The sequence below is a fragment of the Rhodococcus sp. MS16 genome (assembly GCF_013277795.1).
Classification (GTDB): Bacteria; Actinomycetota; Actinomycetes; order Mycobacteriales; family Mycobacteriaceae; genus Rhodococcus_F; species Rhodococcus_F globerula.
In genome coordinates, this window is record NZ_VBTM01000003.1 from 894,185 (window position 1) to 912,057 (window position 17,873).

The 17,873-nt window shown below is 62.8% G+C and carries 16 protein-coding genes and 1 pseudogene; 4 read left to right on the forward strand and 13 right to left on the reverse strand.

Annotated elements, in window-relative coordinates; translation table 11 throughout:
• Position 1 precedes the first annotated feature (1 nt).
• The 7 genes from folP to dacB all read right to left on the reverse strand — a co-directional run bounded on the left by folP (position 2) and on the right by dacB (position 8,507).
• Entirely contained in the window at positions 2–814 is an 813-nt protein-coding gene (gene folP, locus FEZ60_RS09220; protein WP_051730707.1) for a dihydropteroate synthase, read from the reverse strand.
• A gap of 53 nt (positions 815–867) precedes the next feature.
• Entirely contained in the window at positions 868–1,485 is a 618-nt protein-coding gene (gene folE / locus FEZ60_RS09225) for a GTP cyclohydrolase I FolE (protein ID WP_033236318.1), read from the reverse strand.
• Positions 1,486–1,543: 58 nt separating this feature from the next.
• Positions 1,544–4,192: an ATP-dependent zinc metalloprotease FtsH gene (gene ftsH, locus FEZ60_RS09230; protein WP_172935947.1), complete on the reverse strand. Its 2,649-nt coding sequence runs from the start codon at positions 4,190–4,192 to the stop codon at positions 1,544–1,546.
• A 308-nt stretch (positions 4,193–4,500) separates the two neighbouring features.
• On the reverse strand, positions 4,501–5,055 hold the full coding sequence (gene hpt, locus FEZ60_RS09235; RefSeq protein ID WP_033236316.1) for a hypoxanthine phosphoribosyltransferase: 555 nt from the start codon (positions 5,053–5,055) through the stop codon (positions 4,501–4,503).
• A 3-nt stretch (positions 5,056–5,058) separates the two neighbouring features.
• The gene (tilS, locus tag FEZ60_RS09240) at positions 5,059–6,003 is read right to left on the reverse strand and encodes a tRNA lysidine(34) synthetase TilS (protein ID WP_172936000.1); all 945 of its coding nucleotides are present in this window, start codon (positions 6,001–6,003) and stop codon (positions 5,059–5,061) included.
• Positions 6,004–6,036: 33 nt separating this feature from the next.
• The gene (locus FEZ60_RS09245) at positions 6,037–7,098 is read right to left on the reverse strand and encodes a zinc-dependent metalloprotease (RefSeq protein WP_045068293.1); all 1,062 of its coding nucleotides are present in this window, start codon (positions 7,096–7,098) and stop codon (positions 6,037–6,039) included.
• Positions 7,098–8,507, reverse strand: a complete 1,410-nt coding sequence (gene dacB / locus FEZ60_RS09250) for a D-alanyl-D-alanine carboxypeptidase/D-alanyl-D-alanine-endopeptidase (protein ID WP_045068291.1) — start codon at positions 8,505–8,507, stop codon at positions 7,098–7,100. Before dacB ends, FEZ60_RS09245 begins: the two co-directional genes overlap by 1 nt.
• 104 nt (positions 8,508–8,611) lie before the next feature.
• On the opposite strand from dacB, the gene FEZ60_RS09255 reads away from it, so the two are divergent.
• Positions 8,612–9,103 carry an inorganic diphosphatase gene (locus tag FEZ60_RS09255; RefSeq protein ID WP_033236312.1) on the forward strand — a complete coding sequence of 164 codons (492 nt, stop codon included), beginning with the start codon at positions 8,612–8,614 and terminating at the stop codon, positions 9,101–9,103.
• Between the two features lie 73 nt (positions 9,104–9,176).
• On the opposite strand, the gene FEZ60_RS09260 is transcribed toward FEZ60_RS09255, so the two are convergent.
• Both FEZ60_RS09260 and FEZ60_RS09265 read right to left on the reverse strand, forming a co-directional pair.
• Positions 9,177–10,007 carry a crotonase/enoyl-CoA hydratase family protein gene (locus FEZ60_RS09260; RefSeq protein ID WP_095888142.1) on the reverse strand — a complete coding sequence of 277 codons (831 nt, stop codon included), beginning with the start codon at positions 10,005–10,007 and terminating at the stop codon, positions 9,177–9,179.
• A 26-nt stretch (positions 10,008–10,033) separates the two neighbouring features.
• Positions 10,034–10,240: a hypothetical protein gene (locus FEZ60_RS09265; RefSeq protein WP_092806021.1), complete on the reverse strand. Its 207-nt coding sequence runs from the start codon at positions 10,238–10,240 to the stop codon at positions 10,034–10,036.
• A gap of 198 nt (positions 10,241–10,438) precedes the next feature.
• Between FEZ60_RS09265 and FEZ60_RS09270 the strand changes: the two genes are divergently transcribed.
• Entirely contained in the window at positions 10,439–12,394 is a 1,956-nt protein-coding gene (locus FEZ60_RS09270; protein ID WP_172935948.1) for an amino acid permease, read from the forward strand.
• Between the two features lie 150 nt (positions 12,395–12,544).
• Entirely contained in the window at positions 12,545–13,066 is a 522-nt protein-coding gene (locus FEZ60_RS09275) for a 2-oxo-4-hydroxy-4-carboxy-5-ureidoimidazoline decarboxylase (RefSeq protein WP_172935949.1), read from the forward strand.
• A gap of 58 nt (positions 13,067–13,124) precedes the next feature.
• On the opposite strand, the gene FEZ60_RS09280 is transcribed toward FEZ60_RS09275, so the two are convergent.
• Positions 13,125–13,580: a TerB family tellurite resistance protein gene (locus tag FEZ60_RS09280; RefSeq protein ID WP_033236309.1), complete on the reverse strand. Its 456-nt coding sequence runs from the start codon at positions 13,578–13,580 to the stop codon at positions 13,125–13,127.
• A gap of 201 nt (positions 13,581–13,781) precedes the next feature.
• Between FEZ60_RS09280 and FEZ60_RS09285 the strand changes: the two are divergent.
• Positions 13,782–14,003 (forward strand): annotated as a pseudogene (locus FEZ60_RS09285) (LuxR C-terminal-related transcriptional regulator); the annotation flags it as partial.
• 5 nt (positions 14,004–14,008) lie between these two features.
• Here the strand turns inward: FEZ60_RS09285 and FEZ60_RS09290 are convergent.
• Genes FEZ60_RS09290 through FEZ60_RS09300 form a run of 3 tightly spaced genes read right to left on the reverse strand, consistent with a single transcriptional unit; the run spans position 14,009 to position 17,870 of the window.
• Positions 14,009–15,589 (reverse strand): TerD family protein, encoded by a 1,581-nt coding sequence (locus FEZ60_RS09290; RefSeq protein ID WP_346343339.1) that lies wholly within the window; start codon positions 15,587–15,589, stop codon positions 14,009–14,011.
• A gap of 9 nt (positions 15,590–15,598) precedes the next feature.
• The gene (locus FEZ60_RS09295) at positions 15,599–16,501 is read right to left on the reverse strand and encodes an SGNH/GDSL hydrolase family protein (RefSeq protein WP_172935950.1); all 903 of its coding nucleotides are present in this window, start codon (positions 16,499–16,501) and stop codon (positions 15,599–15,601) included.
• Positions 16,502–16,544: 43 nt separating this feature from the next.
• On the reverse strand, positions 16,545–17,870 hold the full coding sequence (locus tag FEZ60_RS09300) for a TerD family protein (protein WP_033236305.1): 1,326 nt from the start codon (positions 17,868–17,870) through the stop codon (positions 16,545–16,547).
• Positions 17,871–17,873 lie beyond the last annotated feature (3 nt).

Below are 17,873 nucleotides of genomic sequence, written 5' to 3' on the forward strand. Positions count from 1 at the left end.
GTCAGTCCCTTTCCCGTCCACGAGACCACGCTTCCACAACAGCGATAGCGTCGAGTGACGCCTGGGCGTCGTGAACACGAACACCCCACGCGCCATCACGTGCGGCAAGCGCGGAGACCACCGCCGTCGCAGTTTCACGGCCGGCCGGCGGCCGCGGCGTCCCGTCGGAATCGCTGAGCAGCGACCCGAGGAAACGCTTACGCGACGCCCCCACCAGAACAGGAAAACCCAACGCCGTGAACTCCGGCAACGCCCGCAGCAGTGCCCAGTTGTGGTCGGCGTTCTTCGCGAACCCCAGGCCCGGATCGAGGATGATGGCAGAGGAATCGACACCCGCTTTCAGCGCGAGGTCGACCTGAGTCAGCAGTTCGTCACGAACGTCGCTGACAACGTCGTCGTAGTGATCGGCGCTGCCGCGGTGAACGTAGTCACTCGCCGAACGCCAGTGCATCAGAACCCACGGAATCCCGGCATCGGCAACCACCGACGCCATGTCGGCATCTGCGCGACCGCCGGATACGTCGTTGACGATGTCGACGCCGGCTTCGATCGCGGCAGCGGCAACCGATGCGCGCATGGTGTCGACGCTGACGCGAATGCCCGCGGCCACCAACTCCTCGATGACCGGCGCTACCCGTCCCGCTTCCACTTTCGGATCAACCCTCGAGGCTCCGGGCCGGGTCGATTCGCCACCGACATCGACGATGTCTACGCCCAGAGCTTTCAGTTCCAGTCCGCGGGCAAGCGCCGCATCTCGATCGAGGAACTGTCCACCGTCCGAGAATGAATCAGCGGTGACGTTGAGGACCCCCATCACCAGCGTCCGACCCGGATCCGTCGACACGCCGCCCGCCGAGTTCACTGCGCTCACTTACGAAGAATGAGGTCCAGAGCCTCGGAACGCGAGGCCGCGCTGGACTGCAGGAGCCCACGAACAGCCGACGTCGTCGTGTTCGCACCGGGCTTGCGGATACCACGCATCGCCATGCACAGATGCTCGGCCTCGATGACGACGATGGCACCGCGCGGATCGAGCTTGCGCATCAACGCATCGGCGATCTGGCTTGTCAGCCGTTCTTGGACCTGCGGCCGCTTTGCGTACAGATCGACAACTCGCGCCAACTTGGACAGTCCGGTGACCTTGCCGGATTTACCCGGGATATAGCCGACATGTGCCACTCCGTGGAACGAGACCAAGTGGTGCTCGCAGGTCGAGTACATCGGAATGTCTCGCACGAGCACCAGTTCCTGGTGTCCTTCGTCGAACGTGGTGTTGAGTGCCTGATCCGGTTCGGAGTACAGCCCGGCAAAGATCTCCTTGTACGACCGAGCCACCCGTGCGGGTGTGTCGAGCAAACCGGGACGGTCCGGATCCTCGCCCACCGCGATCAACAGTTCACGGACCGCTGCTTCTGCACGGGCCTGATCGAACGGCCGCCCTGTTTCAACCGATACCAGTTCACTGACCACTTCATTCACCGACAACCGAACGCTCCTCGAGAGTTTGTTTCATACCCCGCCGCATGAGCCTAACGGCGGTTGGTCAGCGAGATCCGTCCGGTCCGTCCCAGCGCATGGTGCTCGGTCCGTCGTCGCTCGACGCGGCGTTGGGATCCGACTCCGGCGCCAGCCACTGATCCTGACCCTCGACGCCCGTGTTTCCACCGGCATTTCCACGGTTCGGATCGGCAAACGGCCCACCGTCCGGGTACTGCACCGGGTAGCTCGGTTGACCCTGTTGACCCGTGTAATGCTGGGTCGGGTACTGAGGCTGGCCCTGGTACTGCTGGCCCGGATTCTGCTGCTGGCCCGAATTCTGCTGACCATAGGCCTGCTCACCCGGATGGCTCTGCGGCTGACCGTACTGACCGGGTGCGGGCTGGCTGTACTGACCCGGTGCCGGCTGGCTGTACTGACCCGGTGCCGGCTGGCTGTACTGACCCGGTGCCGGCTGACCGTACTGGCCCGGCGCAGGCTGTGCCTGGTTGGGAGCGCCCTGGTTGGGCGTGCCCTGGTATCCGCCGGTCTGCTGGCCGGGGTACGCCTGCGTCTCGTTCTCGCGCGGCGGCCAACCCGGAGCCGACCAACCGGCCGGTGCTCCGTAGTCGGGAGTACCCGGCGCAGGTGCGGGTTGCTGGGGGGCCGCAGGCTGCTGCTGCGGAGCATTGGGCTGCGCGTAACCGTTGGAACCGCCGATGCTCGAGGCAGCGGGCGCACCCGACTTCACGAGCACGGGCGCCGGAGCCGGCTCCGGCCACGTCTCGCCACGCTCGATCGCCAATTCGCGAGGCGTCTTGACCGGCGGACGATCCGACGGCGTGCGGCCACCGAAATCATTGAACGCCGTGATGCGCGGACGCTTTTCGACGCCGGCAAGAATCTTCTCGAGATCCTTGCGGGTCAACGTCTCACGCTCGAGCAGTTCGCTGGCAATGAGGTCGAGGGCGTCACGGTACTCGCTGAGAATTGCCCACGCTTCGGTGTGCGCGGCCTCGATGAGGTTGCGCACCTCCTCGTCGATCTCACGGGCGATCTCATGCGAGTAGTCGGACTGCACGCCCATCGAACGGCCGAGGAACGGATCGCCGCCCTCCTGCCCGTAGCGGACTGCACCGAGCTTGGCGCTCATGCCGTATTCGGTGACCATCGCGCGAGCGATCTTGGTGGCCATGTCGATATCGGACGACGCTCCGGTGGTGGGCTCGTGGAAGACCAATTCCTCCGCGGCGCGTCCACCCATCGCCATCACGAGGCGAGCGATCATCTCGGAGCGCGTCATCAAACCCTTGTCGTCCTCTGGCACCGTCATCGCGTGGCCGCCAGTGCGACCGCGAGCGAGAATGGTGACCTTGTAGACAGGCTCGATGTCGGGCATCGCCCACGCCGCGAGTGTGTGTCCACCCTCGTGGTACGCGGTGATCTTCTTCTCGTGCTCGCTGATGATGCGGCTCTTGCGACGCGGTCCACCGACAACGCGGTCGACGGATTCCTCCAGTGCGGCTTCCGTGATGACGGTGCCGTTCTCACGCGCCGTGAGCAGTGCGGCCTCGTTGATGACGTTGGCCAGATCTGCACCCGACATACCGACGGTCCGCTTGGCGAGACCCTCGAGGTCTGCGTTGGGATCGATCGGCTTGCCCTGCGAATGAACACGCAGGATGGCGCGTCGGCCGGCGAGGTCGGGGGCACCGACGGGAATCTGGCGGTCGAAGCGGCCCGGACGTAGCAGAGCCGGGTCGAGAATGTCGGGGCGGTTGGTTGCGGCGATCAGGATGATCCCGGTGCGGTCGCCGAAACCGTCCATCTCGACGAGCAACTGGTTAAGAGTCTGTTCACGTTCGTCGTGCCCGCCGCCGAGGCCTGCGCCACGCTGACGACCGACGGCGTCGATCTCGTCGACAAAGATGATGCAAGGGCTGTTCTGCTTGGCCTGCTCGAACATGTCACGAACACGCGACGCGCCGACACCGACAAACATCTCGACAAAATCGGAACCGGAGATGGTGAAGAACGGGACACCAGCTTCGCCTGCAACAGCGCGAGCGAGGAGCGTCTTACCGGTACCGGGAGGCCCGTACAGCAGCACACCGCGCGGGATCTTGGCACCGAGGGCCTGGTAGCGCGTCGGGTTCTGGAGGAAGTCCTTGATTTCGTACAGCTCTTCGACAGCTTCGTCCGCACCGGCGACATCGGCGAACGTGGTCTTGGGCATGTCCTTGGACAGCTGCTTGGCCTTCGACTTACCGAAGCCCATCACACCGCCACGTCCCCCGCCGCCCTGCATGCGGTTCATGACGAAGAAGAAGATGCCGAACAGAATGATCATCGGCAGGACGAACAACAGAATCGACGTCAGCCAACTCTGAGTGGTGACGGTGGTGTTGAACTTCTCGAGCCCGGCACCCTCGATGTCCTGGAAGATCTGCTGGGACGCGCTCTCGGGGTACTTCGCCAAGATCTGCGTCTGACCACCAGTCGCGTCGTTACCTTCCTTGAGCCACAGGCGAACCTGCTGCTCACGGTCGTCGATCTGCGCAGACGTGACGTTTTTAGCGTCTATCTGGGAGATCGCGACCGACGTATCGACGGTCTTGAAGCCACGGGTGTCGTTACCGAAGTAGCTGAAGGCGTAGATCACCATCAGCACGACGGCTACGAGTAGCACGTTACGGAACACAGTCTTACGGTTCATACAGGTCGGCCGATGTGGCCGGTCCTTTCGGGAGTGCGGGTCTGCCGGTCGCCGCCGGCTGTCAACCGGACACCTGCAGGTTACCGTGGTCGGTCCTGTCTGTGCCCGTCAGCAGCCGTCGAGGTCGATCGAAACGATCGTCTGCAATTTCAACGACGACCAGGACCACGAGGTTCCCGAGCAACCACAGCGCATAGTTCCCTGTAAGCGAACACGCACTCCAAAGTCGTGCTCAGCGTCCGAACACACACTCCAAAGTCGTGCTCAGCGACCGAACACACACTCCTACCTCACGCGAGGCAGCGAGTTCAGCCGCCGTAGACCTCGGGATCCAGCAATCCGATGTACGGCAGATCGCGGTAACGCTCGGCGTAGTCGAGTCCGTAACCGACGACAAATTCGTTGGGAATGTCGAAGCCCACGTCACGAACGTCGACGTCGATCTTCACGGCGTCGGGCTTGCGGAGCAGCGTGACGACCTCGAGCGACGCGGGGTTCCGGGTCTTGAGGTTGCGCATCAACCAGGAAAGCGTGAGACCGGAGTCGATGATGTCCTCGACGATCAGCACGTGGCGGCCGGCGATGTCCTTGTCGAGGTCCTTGAGAATGCGGACGACGCCCGAAGACGAGGTCGAGGACCCGTAAGAGCTGACGGCCATGAACTCCATCTGAGACGGAATCGGGAGAGCCCGGGCAAAGTCCGTCATGAAGAAGACTGCGCCTTTGAGAACACCGATCAGAAGCAGGTCACCCTCGGGTGCACCGACGGGGTAACGCGCCGCGATCTCCTCCGCGAGTTCGGCCGTTCGCTGACGAATCTGTTCCTCGGTAATCAGTACCGATGCGATGTCACCCTCGTACACGCGTCAAACCCTTCGTCGGTCTTCGAATCCGACGGTCAGCCTGCCACGTCGACGAACCACCACCAACCTCGACTCCGGGGTTCCGCCACCGATCGCGACACCACCTTGCCCCCGCCAATCGGCAATCAAGGCATCGATGGCTCGTAACTGCTTGTCCGTCAACGCTTTTGCACCACTGCCCAGAAGCCAGCTCCGAAGAACGCGCCGTCGGATCGCGCCGGCCGATTCGGCAAGTGTGTCCACTTCCACTTCCCCGTCGACAACAACGCGAAGCAGTACGGCGCCGGCAAGCGCGTCGAGAACCTGCCCGTCCTCACGTAGTTGTGTGGCAGTGCGGGCCAGTGCTTCGGCAACTCCGCCCGCAAGAATTTCCTCGAGTAGCGGCAAGGCCTCGTGCCGCAATCGAACCCTCGTGAACTCGTCGTCGGTGTTGTGCGGGTCCTCCCACGGCGTGATCGACAGGTCCTCACAGGCGGCTCGGGTCACGCCGCGTCGCACGCCGAGCAGCGGCCGACCCCACGGATCGTCGAAGGCCTGCATTCCCTGAATGGATCGACCACCGGATCCGCGGGCGAGTCCGAGAAGAACCGTTTCGGCCTGGTCGTCGAGGGTGTGTCCGAGCAGAACCGGTGCATCTCCCCGACTGCCGTCCAGTGCCTCGTAGCGCGCATCGCGGGCGGCGGCCTCCAGGCTGCCGTTACCGTGGACGTCGACAGTGAGTACCCGCGCCGAGCGAACTCCCAGAGCCAGTGCCTGATCAGCGGCGGCGCGAGCGACGACGTCCGAGCCCTCCTGCAGACGATGGTCGACGATCAGCGCGTCCACCGACTCCGCTTCGGCCACCGCAGCGGCAGTGAGCGCCAAGGAATCAGCACCACCGGACAGCGCCACACACACCCGGCCGTGGGAGTGGTAGCGACGCAGCCACCCCCGCAGCGCCAGCCGCATTTCCAGCAGTGACGCAGTTTCAGGCAGCACCGTCTAACCGAGAACGCGTGTCACCCACGCGTCGGGATGGTCGATCTCGTCGAGCAACGGCAGTGTTTCCGGGCCGGTCCAGATGGTGTTGAACTGCTCCATCCCGACTTTGAGAACCACGGCGTCGACAAACGCCTTGCCTCGGACGTACTGCGCCATCTTGGCGTCCATGCCGAGCAGCATCTTGATGATGCGCTGGACCGGATTGGACTTGCGTTGCCGGCGCTTGTCGAAGGCGGCGCGAATCGTGGCGACGGACGGCACAACGGCAGGCCCGACTGCATCCATCACGTGGTCGGCGTGACCTTCGAGCAGAGTGCCGAGAACCAGCATGCGATCAAGTGCTTCGCGTTGCGGCTCCGCCTGCGACGCACGCAGCAGCCCGATGATTCCGCCGGGGGTGGCGTCGTCACCGTCGGCTGCAGGGTTCTTCCTGGACCGCAGTTCGGCGGTGAGACGACCAACGACATCCGTCATCGACTCGTCGACGCTCGCGCTCAATGTTTCGACGGATTCCTTCATGTAATCCGCCAACCACGGTGACGACGAGAATTGCACGCGATGCGTCACTTCGTGGAGGCAGACCCATAGCCGGAAATCACTCGGGTTGAGTCGGAGCGAACGCTCGACGGACACGATGTTCGGCGTGACCAGAAGCAGCGTGCCGTTTTCGCCGGTGAAGGGGTCGTACTGCCCGAGAATCGCCGACGACAGGTAGGCGAGCATCGCACCTGCCTGCAAACCCGCGGGTTTGCCGACCAGCAGATTTCCGTTGCCGTCCGGATCGGCGCCGGTGAGATGGGCCATCGACCGCGACGCCGCAGTGATCCAGCCGGCGCGGTCGAGAACCTCCGCTGCCGGGACGGGCAGGCCGTCGGCCAGACCGGTGACATCGCGCACCGGCAGTTCGGCACGCTTCGACGCGTCAGCCAGCTCTGCGGTGGCGGTTTCGGCGGTGTAGCGCGACATGGCCGGACCACCGCGCGCCAATTTGATGCCGGCTTTGGTCGCGAGACTCCAGTCGACCGCTCCACCCAGAGTTGTCGAGTCGTTCTCTGCTGCCACTATTGGCACCCGCAATTCCTCAATGCTCCGGCGATGGCGTCCAAAGCCGGACGGCTGACTTCCGGTGGCCGATCGTTGGACATGAGCGCAAAGGTGAGCACTCGCCCGTTTTGATCCACCACAAAACCTGACAACGCACTAGCCGTCGACAGAGTTCCCGTCTTGGCACGCACCCAGCCTGCGCCGGTCCGATTGCCCGACGCGTATCGGTCGGACAAGCTGCCGGTTCCACCGGCAACAGGCAGATAGTCGAGCAACGGCCGCAGCTTCGGGTCGCCGTCTCCCGCTGCGGCGGTCATCACTCGATCGAGAACCTCCGCGGGAATGAGATCGTCGACGGAGAGTCCACTCGAGTCGAACAGCGTCACACCGGTGTAATCGAAGCCGGCGGCGCGCAGAGTCTTGGCGGTTCCCTCCACTGCCCCAGCGAACGACGCTTCGGTGCCTGACGCAATCGCCACCTCGCGCCCGATGGTCTCGGCGAGCACGTTGTCGGAATGTTCCATCATCTGGATCAGACGGTCACTGAGCGGTGCGGACTGCACGCTCGCGATCGCCTTGGCGCCGGCGGGCGCAGTTCCTGCCGAGACTTTGGCCGCGTCGACGCCCAGTGCCTGTGCCAGAACCTTCCCCGCGTCCAATGCGGGAGTTTCCGAACGCGGTGATTCGTCCATGGAGCCGTCGAATCGACCGCCCTCGATCATCACCGATTCGATGGGTGTGATGTATCCCGCAGCGATATCGGCCGGGAACCATCCCTGCGCCATGGTGTCACCTTTGAACAGACCGCTGTCGACGACGATGCTGTCCACCGGCGTTCCCGACGCTTTGATCTGATCGACAAGATCGGCAATATGCGCAGCGTTTGCGTAGTACCCGCTCTGCCCCTTCGGCGTTGCGGTCAATGTCGGGTCACCGCCACCGACCAGCACCAACTGCCCCGGCGCAGCACCCTGGACCACTGTCGTCGACAGTCGATGATCGAGCGGCAATGCCAGCAGCGCAGCAGCTGCCGTCAGCACTTTGGTGGTGGATGCCGGTGTCATGGGCGTCGACGGGTCGGCGCTCCACAGAACCTGCCCGGTGAGCGCATCAGCGACAACGCCGGTGAATTTCCCCAGGTCGGGGTTCGCGACAGCCGGTCCGATGGCCGCGGCAATTCCAGCCTCCGACGGTATCGGCGCGTCTGCCGGAACAGGAACTACCTGCGGCGACGGCGTCACCGGGCTCGGTTGTGGCGATGTCGTGACAATCGCGTTCTGCGTGGGTTCTTCGGAAGTTCCCAGTGCGACAACCAACACTGCCGCGATCGCGACTACCGCGACCACACACACCGCCAGCAGAATGCGCACTGTGCGTCGTTTGCGCTCTTCCAACGAGCCGATCTTTTTCTTTCCCTGGCCCGCCAACGCCCCTCCGTCTGTGCTCGCCCTGCTGGGTGGTCAGCCAACCTTATCCTTGACCCGATATCCTTCCGGACGAATCATTACCGACACGACAGCGAGGAATCGGCGTGGAGTTCGACGTCACCATCGAGATCCCCAAGGGTCAGCGCAACAAGTACGAGGTCGACCACGTGACCGGCCGCGTCAAGCTGGACCGTTACCTCTACACCGCCTTCGGCTACCCGGCTGACTACGGATACATCGAGAACACCCTCGGCGAGGACGGCGATCCTCTGGACGCCATGGTTCTGCTGCCCGAGTCGGTGTACCCCGGCGTAATCGTCGAAGCTCGTCCCGTTGCCATGTTCAAAATGGTCGACGAAGCCGGCGGAGACGACAAGGTCCTGTGCGTTCCTGCAGGTGATCCGCGTTGGGATCACATCCAGGACCTCAGCGACATTTCGCAGTTCGAGCTTGACGCGATCAAGCACTTCTTCGTCCACTACAAGGACTTGGAGCCGAACAAGCACGTCGAGGCTGCAAACTGGGTCGGCCGCGCCGAGGCAGAGGCCGAGGTCGAGGCTTCGATCAAACGTCTCGCTGCCAACGGCGGTCACTGAAAGATCTGCGCACAAAAAATCCCCGCACACCTTCCGGTGCGCGGGGATTTTCGTTTGCCTACTCCCCGTTGACCTACTCCCCGGTGAAGACCGGAGGGCGCTTCTGGAAGACCGAGGTGATGGCTTCCGTCAGATCCTGCGACGGCAGGAACGCCGCGTTCCAGGCTGCGACGTAGCGCAGGCTGTCGTCGACGCTCGCGCTGCGCGAGTGATCGAGCACGTCCTTGATGCCGTGGACGACGAGCGGCGGGTTGAGCGCAATTTCCTGGGCAGTTGCGCGGGCTGCGGCAAGCACGGCGTCTGCGTCGTCGAACACGTCGTTGACGAGGCCGATCTTCTCGGCGCGCGCAGCGTCGATGTCCTTGCCGGTCAACGCGAGTTCGCGCAGGTGTCCGTCGCCGATGATCGCGGGCAGACGGGCGAGGCTGCCCATGTCCGCAACGATGGCGACCTTGACCTCACGGATGCTGAACTTGGCGTCGGCGCTTGCGTAGCGAATGTCTGCTGCCGTGATGAGGTCGACGCCGCCGCCGATGCACCAACCCTGAACTGCGGCAATCACCGGCTTGCGGCAATCCGCGACTGCATTGATGCCGGACTGCATGCGCTTGATCATGTCGTGGAACTTGGTTCGCGGACCGGCCTGAGCCTTGTCCGCGAGGACAGCACCGAATTCACCGCTCATCGCCGGCAGATCAAGACCGAACGAGAAGTGCTTGCCGGAACCGGCGATGACGACAGCGCGCACATCGGGATCGGCGTCGAGGTCCGCAAAGATCTCGGGAAGTTCACTCCAGAAATCCGGGCCCATCGCGTTGCCCTTGCCCGGGCCGATCAACGTGACCTGGGCAATGTGGTCTTCGCGCTCTACGGTGAACGCATTCCAGCTCTTCTGTTCGCTCATTACTCAAGAGTAACCTCGAGTTGCGATCAGCCGAAGAGCCCGGCCTCATCCAGCACCAAGATCACAAGCGACACGGCAATCAGCGCCCACATCGTCTGCATCGCGATCCGCGCGGCGCGTTCGCTCGTCGGAGGAAAAACCCGCACCGTCGGGTGCTCTTCGATGTACTGAGCCAGCGGGACGGTCCGCACGCTCGAACTTCTCGGATTCCTGGTCTCCACAGTAGTAGCCATTACGCGATCCTCTCGACTCCGCATTCTCGTCGCAGGTTCCAAAAGTCAAGCCTGCGGCGAAGTTCGACTACTTCAATGTAGACCCGCTTCCCGAAGAATTCAGCTCGAGATTCCTGCGAATCCGCTGAGAACCGGAAATGCTGAGAACCGGAAAACGGGTACCCGGTTGATCGAGCCTGCGCACGAGGAGCGATCACTATGGCGACGACCGCCGAACCGGACACTCCTAGACGTCGGCTGAGGTCGTGGATGCTCGCAGACATCACCGAAGAACCCGGCGGACACCTGGGTCCACACCGCATCACGTCAAAGCAGGAACATCGCCACCCGTGGTGGAAAGTCATGTGCCTGACCGGGGTCGATTACTTCTCCACGCTCGGGTACCAACCTGGGATCGCCGCCCTCGCAGCCGGCACCTTGGCCCCGTTGGCCACGGTTGTGCTCATCCTTCTCACCCTGTTCGGCGCACTACCCGTCTACCGACGCGTGGCACGGGAGAGTCCGCACGGCGAAGGTTCGATTGCCATGCTCGAACGACTGCTTCCGAAGTGGCGCGGCAAGATATTCGTCTTGGTGTTACTGGGATTTGCCGCAACGGACTTCATGATCACGATGACGCTCTCGGCTGCGGATGCAACCGCCCACCTCGTCGAAAATCCTTTTGCGCCAACATTTCTCTCCGGACAGACCGTTGTCATCACGCTGGTTCTCCTGGCACTGCTGTCAGCGGTGTTCCTTCGCGGTTTCACCGAGGCCATCGGCATCGCGGTCGGACTCGTCGCGGTGTACCTGACGCTGAATCTCGTGGTGATCGGCGTGAGCCTGTGGCACATCGTGAGCGCTCCCGCATTGGTCACCGATTGGACCCGAGCCATGTCGACGGAACACGGCAATCCCGCGATGATGATCCTGATCGCTCTGATCGTATTCCCGAAACTTGCTCTGGGCCTTTCGGGTTTCGAGACCGGTGTTGCCGTGATGCCGCAGATCGAAGGCGGGCCACGCGACACCGAAGCGCAACCGGAGGGCCGTATCCGCGGCACTAAACATCTACTCACCGCGGCCGCCTTGATCATGAGTGGGTTCTTGCTGACGTCGAGCCTGGTGACAACAATTCTCATCCCGGAGAACGAGTTTCAGCCGGGTGGCGCTGCAAATGGGCGTGCCTTGGCGTTTCTTGCTCACGACTATCTCGGGCAGATATTCGGCACCGCCTACGACCTCAGCACGATCCTCATCCTGTGGTTTGCCGGCGCTTCCGCGATGGCCGGTCTCCTCAATCTTGTTCCCCGATATCTCCCCCGGTACGGAATGGCCCCGTCGTGGGCTCGCGCGGTCCGCCCACTCGTGCTCGTGTTCAGCGTCATCGCGATCACCGTGACGTTCTACTTCGATGCAAGCGTCGACGCCCAGAGTTCCGCGTACGCAACCGGCGTGTTGGTTCTCATCTCCTCCGCGGCGGTGGCAGTCACCCTGTCCGTGCGCAGACGTGGAAATCGAAAACTGTTCGTAGCCTTCAGTTTTGTTGCAGCTCTCTTTGTCTACACAACCATCGCCAATATCATCGAACGACCGGACGGGGTGAAAGTTGCATCGTTCTTCATCGCTGCGATCATGGTCGTATCCCTCCTGTCGAGGGTGACACGCGCGTTCGAGCTGCGCGCTAAATCCGTCGAATTCGACGACACCGCTGTGCAATTCATCAACGAAGCCACGCACCGGGGCTATCTCGCAATTGTCGCGCACGACGCCGCCCACCTCAGCGAAAAGGAGTACCGAGTCAAGGAACTCCAGCAACGAGTGCACAGCAACATCCCCCGAGGGGAATCGATCATCTTCATGGAAGTCAATGTCACCGACTCCTCCGATTTCAGCACCGATCTTGTTGTCCACGGCCGACGCCGCGGCAGACACCGCGTCCTGCGAGTGGACAGTCCGGCAGTGCCGAACACCATCGCAGCCGTTCTCCTGAAGGCTCGCGATCTCACTGGCGTGATCCCGGATGTCTACTTCGAATGGTCCGAGGGAAATCCTCTGACCAACCTGCTTCGTTTCCTGTTCATCGGCGAAGGCGAAACCGCTCCGGTAACCCGCGAAGTACTGCGCCGCGCCGAACGTCGACGCTCCCGCCGGCCCCATGTTCACGTCGGTTGAACGGATTTCCCACGTGTTAAGAACCTGAAAATTCGAGCTGGCAAACCTTCCCATTCGCAGGTAAACGTCGGATCATCGATGGTGATCGCACATCTGGCTAACCCGTGGCAGGACGCCCAACACTGCCTCAGGAACCGACCGGGAGGGCACATGCTGCTACATCAGTCGATCGGGTTGGAACGCTTCAACGAACTGCCCCGCCCGAAGGCAATCCATGCGCTGTACGAATGCTGTTGCTCGATGACGTGGGCTGGATGGGTCAGCGACGGTCGCCCGTTTGCCAGTTACGCGGAGATCCTGGCCCGAGCGGAGAACGCACTGCTCAACCTGTCCGACACAGATGTCGAAAATGCCCTGCACTGCCATCCGCCCGTCGGCGTCCGCGCCCAAAGTGTGCCATCCCACCTCGAACAATGCGCGATCTGGGATTCCGACGAATCACTGATGGCCACCATCCGCCGAGCCGGTGAGGAATACGAGTCGACCTTCGGGTTCCGATACATCTGGTGCTCACACGGGCACGATGCCCAGGATCTCCTCGAGAACATCCGCGTCCGCCTGACTAATCCGGCATCCGTGGAACGCAAGATCTGCGTCGACGAGTTGGCAAAGATCACATGTACCCGGATCGAGCGCATGCTCGGCCCCGAGGACGGTTACCCGGAGTACTGACGAGACAAAAGCGGGTGCGGTGCCAGTGGCACCGCACCCGCTTTCTGCAAGAGAACTATCAGAGATCGAATTCCGAGGGAGCAATTCCGACCGCAAAACACATGTCCCGCACTACTGCGCGCTCATGCTGATCGAAGTTGCCGTCGGCGCCGCCGATGATGATGCCGATCTGAATGACCGCGCGAGCCTGATCCTGCTTGGACTTGAGCTTGGAAATTGCCGCGGTTGCCTCTAGCTTTCCGAACTCGAAGTCCGACGTCAGCTTGCTGCAGTACCAATCGAACTGCTGACTCAACTCTGCCGGCGGGAAGACCGCCAGCGACTCGTTGCTCATGATCAATGCCGACGTCTTCTGACGCTCCGCCGGGTCGATCGAGCCGTCTGCGGCCGCGATCAACGCGCACATCGCCATACTTGCGTTCTTGAACTCCTTGTTCTGGAACTGGCTCGTCTTGGTCTTGAGCTGGCTGTTCATTTCCTGAGCCTTAGCCTTCAGCTGATCCCAGAATGCCATGAGTCTCCTCGGGTAGAGCCGCCACGCACCGCGCGTAGTCGTACCAACCACTTTGCCTGGGAGCCCCGAATTTTGCCATCCACCCCTGCAATTAAAACCTTCCGGTAGGTTCTTATATGCTTGCGGCCCTGCAATCAGTCAAGATCGAGGAGCACTTCCGTGACCGGGTCGCCCGAACAACCCGCTGCGCCGCCACGCGATCCCGGTCTCTCCAGCCGCGAAATCGAAGTGCTCCGGCACTGGCTCAAATCCGACAGTAAGACCGTCGTGTCCGCGCAGCTGCTCATCTCGATCGGGACAATCAACACACATCTGATGCGAATTCGAGGGAAATACGCGGCCGTCGGTCGGCGAGCCCCCACGAAGATGAGCCTGCTTGCACGTGCATTGCAGGACGGGATTATTACGCTCGACGAACTCTGATCGAGTCAGAGTTTGTCGAACGCGGCAAAGAGTTGCGGTTGCGTGGCCGGATTGAGGGTGTCCGGGACCAAGACCCAGTGCGAGCCCGTCCACGGATCGTGGACGTCGATCTCACCGGCCGCCGGAACGTGGCGGCACCCATGTGCCAAGGCCACGATGCTCTCCTCGGTCGAGCTCGACTCGTCATCTCCGACAAGCAGTATCGACAATCCGATCATCGGTCCGTGCTCGGCGAGAAACATGATCGCCTCGGCGTCCTGCGCCGAATACCCATGCGGGAAGTCGCCGAGTATCAGTAGTCGTGGAGTGCTCGGGCCGGCGTCGTGAGACATCGCGAACTCCTGGCCGCTGTTTCTTGCCAGCCCCGCCAAATCCACAGCTTGGGCCAACTCCGTCAACCGCGCAGAAATCTCCTGATGCGTGCGAATTACCGGCCCGGCCAACTGCGCGGACAAACGATCCGTCAGCAACGTGTACGACCCGGTCAGATCGACGACGTCAAGCAATGGCATCGGCCCGGCAGCCATGATTCGCAGCGTCAACGCACTGACCACAGCGACCGCCGCTGCCCCGGAGGTGCTGTCCACCCAGATCGGCCGTGGCAGTGGGAGCGGCATGCAGTAGGGCACGCTCAGCGAACTTCGGTCGGGTGCGGACAACATGCCAAGTCGCACACCATCACTCGACGTCAGAGATTCCCTCGCCGAACCCGCCGCCCATACCGGTGATTCCCACGACGCCATCGCCCGCGGAATCACCGAATCCACGACGGTCAGCTCATGGGCCAATTGCGCGGAATCTCGCGTATGGCTCTCGCGGGCTGTCGCCACCAGTTCGTCGTGACGCTTCTGCGCAGCTTCACGGGCGGCAATACCGGCCGGCGAGTTGCGGGTGCTCGCGTCAGCTACCGCTACCGACAGTTCCTCGTCCAACCTCGTCATCGCGTATTCGCTGCTCGATATCAGCGACGCCGCCGACCTCGATGCGTCTTCGAAGATCATCCACATACGTTCGAGTGCGCGGCCCTCTTCGACGGGCTCCACAACCTGATCGTCGCGCACCGGCGCAGTAGGGCTTCCCGCGTTTGCCGGCGCGTCGTCTACCTCGACTCCGTGAACGCCGATGAGTTCGGCCAAACCGCCCGCATAGCCTTGTCCGACTGCTCGAACCTTCCACGCGCCGTTTCGCCGGTACAACTCCCAGCAGATGACTGCGGTCTCCGAACCTGCGGTGGGAATGTCGAATTCGCCGAGTACCGAACCGGATTCATCGCTCAGCCGCGCAGACAAACCGGCAACCCGAAAGGCCCCGGCTGCGGCGGCACTCGGATCGACGCTCACGATGCACAGCACCGCTGCCGCATCGGGGTGAAGACGATCGAGATCGACCCGGACGACGTCGCCTGTCAGCTGCACGCCGGCCGTCGACGGCTGGTTGTAGAAGACAAAAGCGTCGGACGACAGGGCCTGCAGGCGCGTATCCGTCACCATCGCAGACACGTCGAACGGCGTCTGGCTGGACGCACGAAACGTCACGACGGATGTTTGCAGCGGCGCATTCTGTCCAGGAACGAACTCCACAGTCACAGCCGAGAACTATGCCACGCCGATGGGGTTCGCTCGCAGATCTGCCACAATTCGGCCTGCAACTTCGGTCATTCCGCTCGCTGTGAAATGCAAACGCTGCGCCGTCGACTCCGAGAACATGCCCTCGAACCACCGCTGTTCCGGCGCAGCACAGGCGTCGTGTCCACCCGCTACCGCGTCCGTGGCGATGTCGATGACGTGAACGCCGTACCGGCCGGCGATCGCGGCAAATTGTGTGTTGAAACGCGCGTAGTAGTTCATGAACCACGCCGCGTCACCGTCCGAGAACGGAACATTGGGCCAGCACGCCCTGGCACCGATCATCCCGCCTGCTCCGACCATGTAGATCCGCGCCTGCGGAGCCCGCTGCGTCAGCGCAGCCAGAGTCTTGTCGAGCGAATCGGCAGCCTGATCGATGCCGGACTGCGCAAGGGACTCGGTGAGCGGATCGTTGCGACATCCGCGATCGACGCCCGGTGCGGGAGCAGCACACAGTGCCCCCACGATCAGGGTGTTCGAGTCGTTGCCCCCGACCGAGAGGGTGATCAGATTTGTGTCCGGGTGTACTGCATCCAATTGGACCGGCCACTGCGTCGGAATCAGTTGGGGTGTGGAGATGATGTTCTCGCTACGAGCAGCACTGCATGACACGTCCGCGAACTCCGAGGTTCCGAGTTCGCGCGATACTTTGCCCGCAAAGTTCTCGTACGACCGCGAGCACCCGTCGGGGTACATCGGTTCCAAGCGTGGTCCCGACGCCCGGGAGTCTCCGAGAGCGGTGTACTTGATGCCTGCGTTCTCTCCGGAGTCCACGGGAACCGACGCGTGTGCGGCGCCGGCACCCGCCAACGTCAGAACCAGTCCCACCACGGTGGCCGCAACTGAACCGAACCGAATCCCACGATTAATCATCTACCGAGCCAAGCCCTTTCACACCCCAACCGAATTTCACTCACTACGCCATCAGGAAACGGCCCAGCTGTGGTGCGGCTTCGCCGGCGTGCTTTGCCTGGATGCCCTCGCCGATCGCCTGCAGCTTCCATTCACCGTTCTGCCGGTACACCTTTGCCATCACCATTCCGGTGAACGCCATACCGCCCTGCATCGTGTACCGAGCCAATTCGGAGTTGGTGGTGCTGTCGACCAAACGGCAGAACGCATTCTGCACCTGCTCGAAAGTGTGCCCGCGGTACGACGTAACCGTGAAGATCACCGCGTTGACGTGCGCAGGCACGCGCTGGAGATCGACCGTCATCACTTCGTCGTCACCATCACCGTCGCCGGTCAGGTTGTCACCCATGTGACGCACCGACCCGTCCTTCGACGTGAGCTGTCCGTAGTAGCAGACGTCGACCAGATTGCCGTCGGCGTACAGGAGCGCCGACGCATCGAGGTCGACATTGGCCGTGCGGCTGCCGAACATGCCGCTCTTCTTGATCGGGTCCCAGCCCAACCCCATCTGGATCAGAGTGAGTGCAACGCCGCCCTCCTTGCGGAGCGTGACCTTCTGCCCCTTGGTGAGGCTGACGGGGCGACCCTTCACCAGGCTCACCTCAGCCGGTGCGGCAGGAGGCTGGTTGTACACCGGCGGCGCGGGCGGGGCCGGCGGCGCGTTGTACGACGGCTGCTGCTGCGGCGGCTGGTTGTAGACCGGCTGCTGCTGCGGCGGCTGGTTGTAGGCCGGCTGCTGCTGGGGAGGCTGGTTGTAGACCGGCTGCTGCTGCGGCGGCGGGCTGTAGGCCGGTTGCGGGGGTGCGGCCTGGGCAGCGGGTGCTGGTGCGTCGTCGACGGAGACACCGTGATCCGTCACCAACGCTGCAAATCCACCGGCATAGCCCTGCCCGACGGCGCGGACCTTCCACGCGCCCTGACGTCGGTACACCTCGAGCGCGATGACGATGGACTCGCTGGACAGCCCGTCGATCACGTACTCGTACAGCACGTTTCCGGCGGCATCCGATACCCGAGCCGTCGGCGCCGCGGTGCGCCCGAAATTCGAGGAAGTGTCGTCGAGAGTGATCACCGCACGAACCTGCTCGATGTCGGCAGGCACACCGGCCAGCGAAACCTTGAGCGACGCGATGCCACCCGGGTTGGGAACCAACTGCACGCCTGGCCCGGTGGGCTGATTGAAGAAGACGAAGTCCGCGTCGGAGCGCACTTTGCCGTTGCCGGCCACGAGCAGTGCGGAGAGGTCAGCGGCGGCGGCCAACTGCACTGAGACAATCACCTCCGGCACATCCAACGGACCGTTCTGACCTTTGGCAAGCGATACAGACAACTA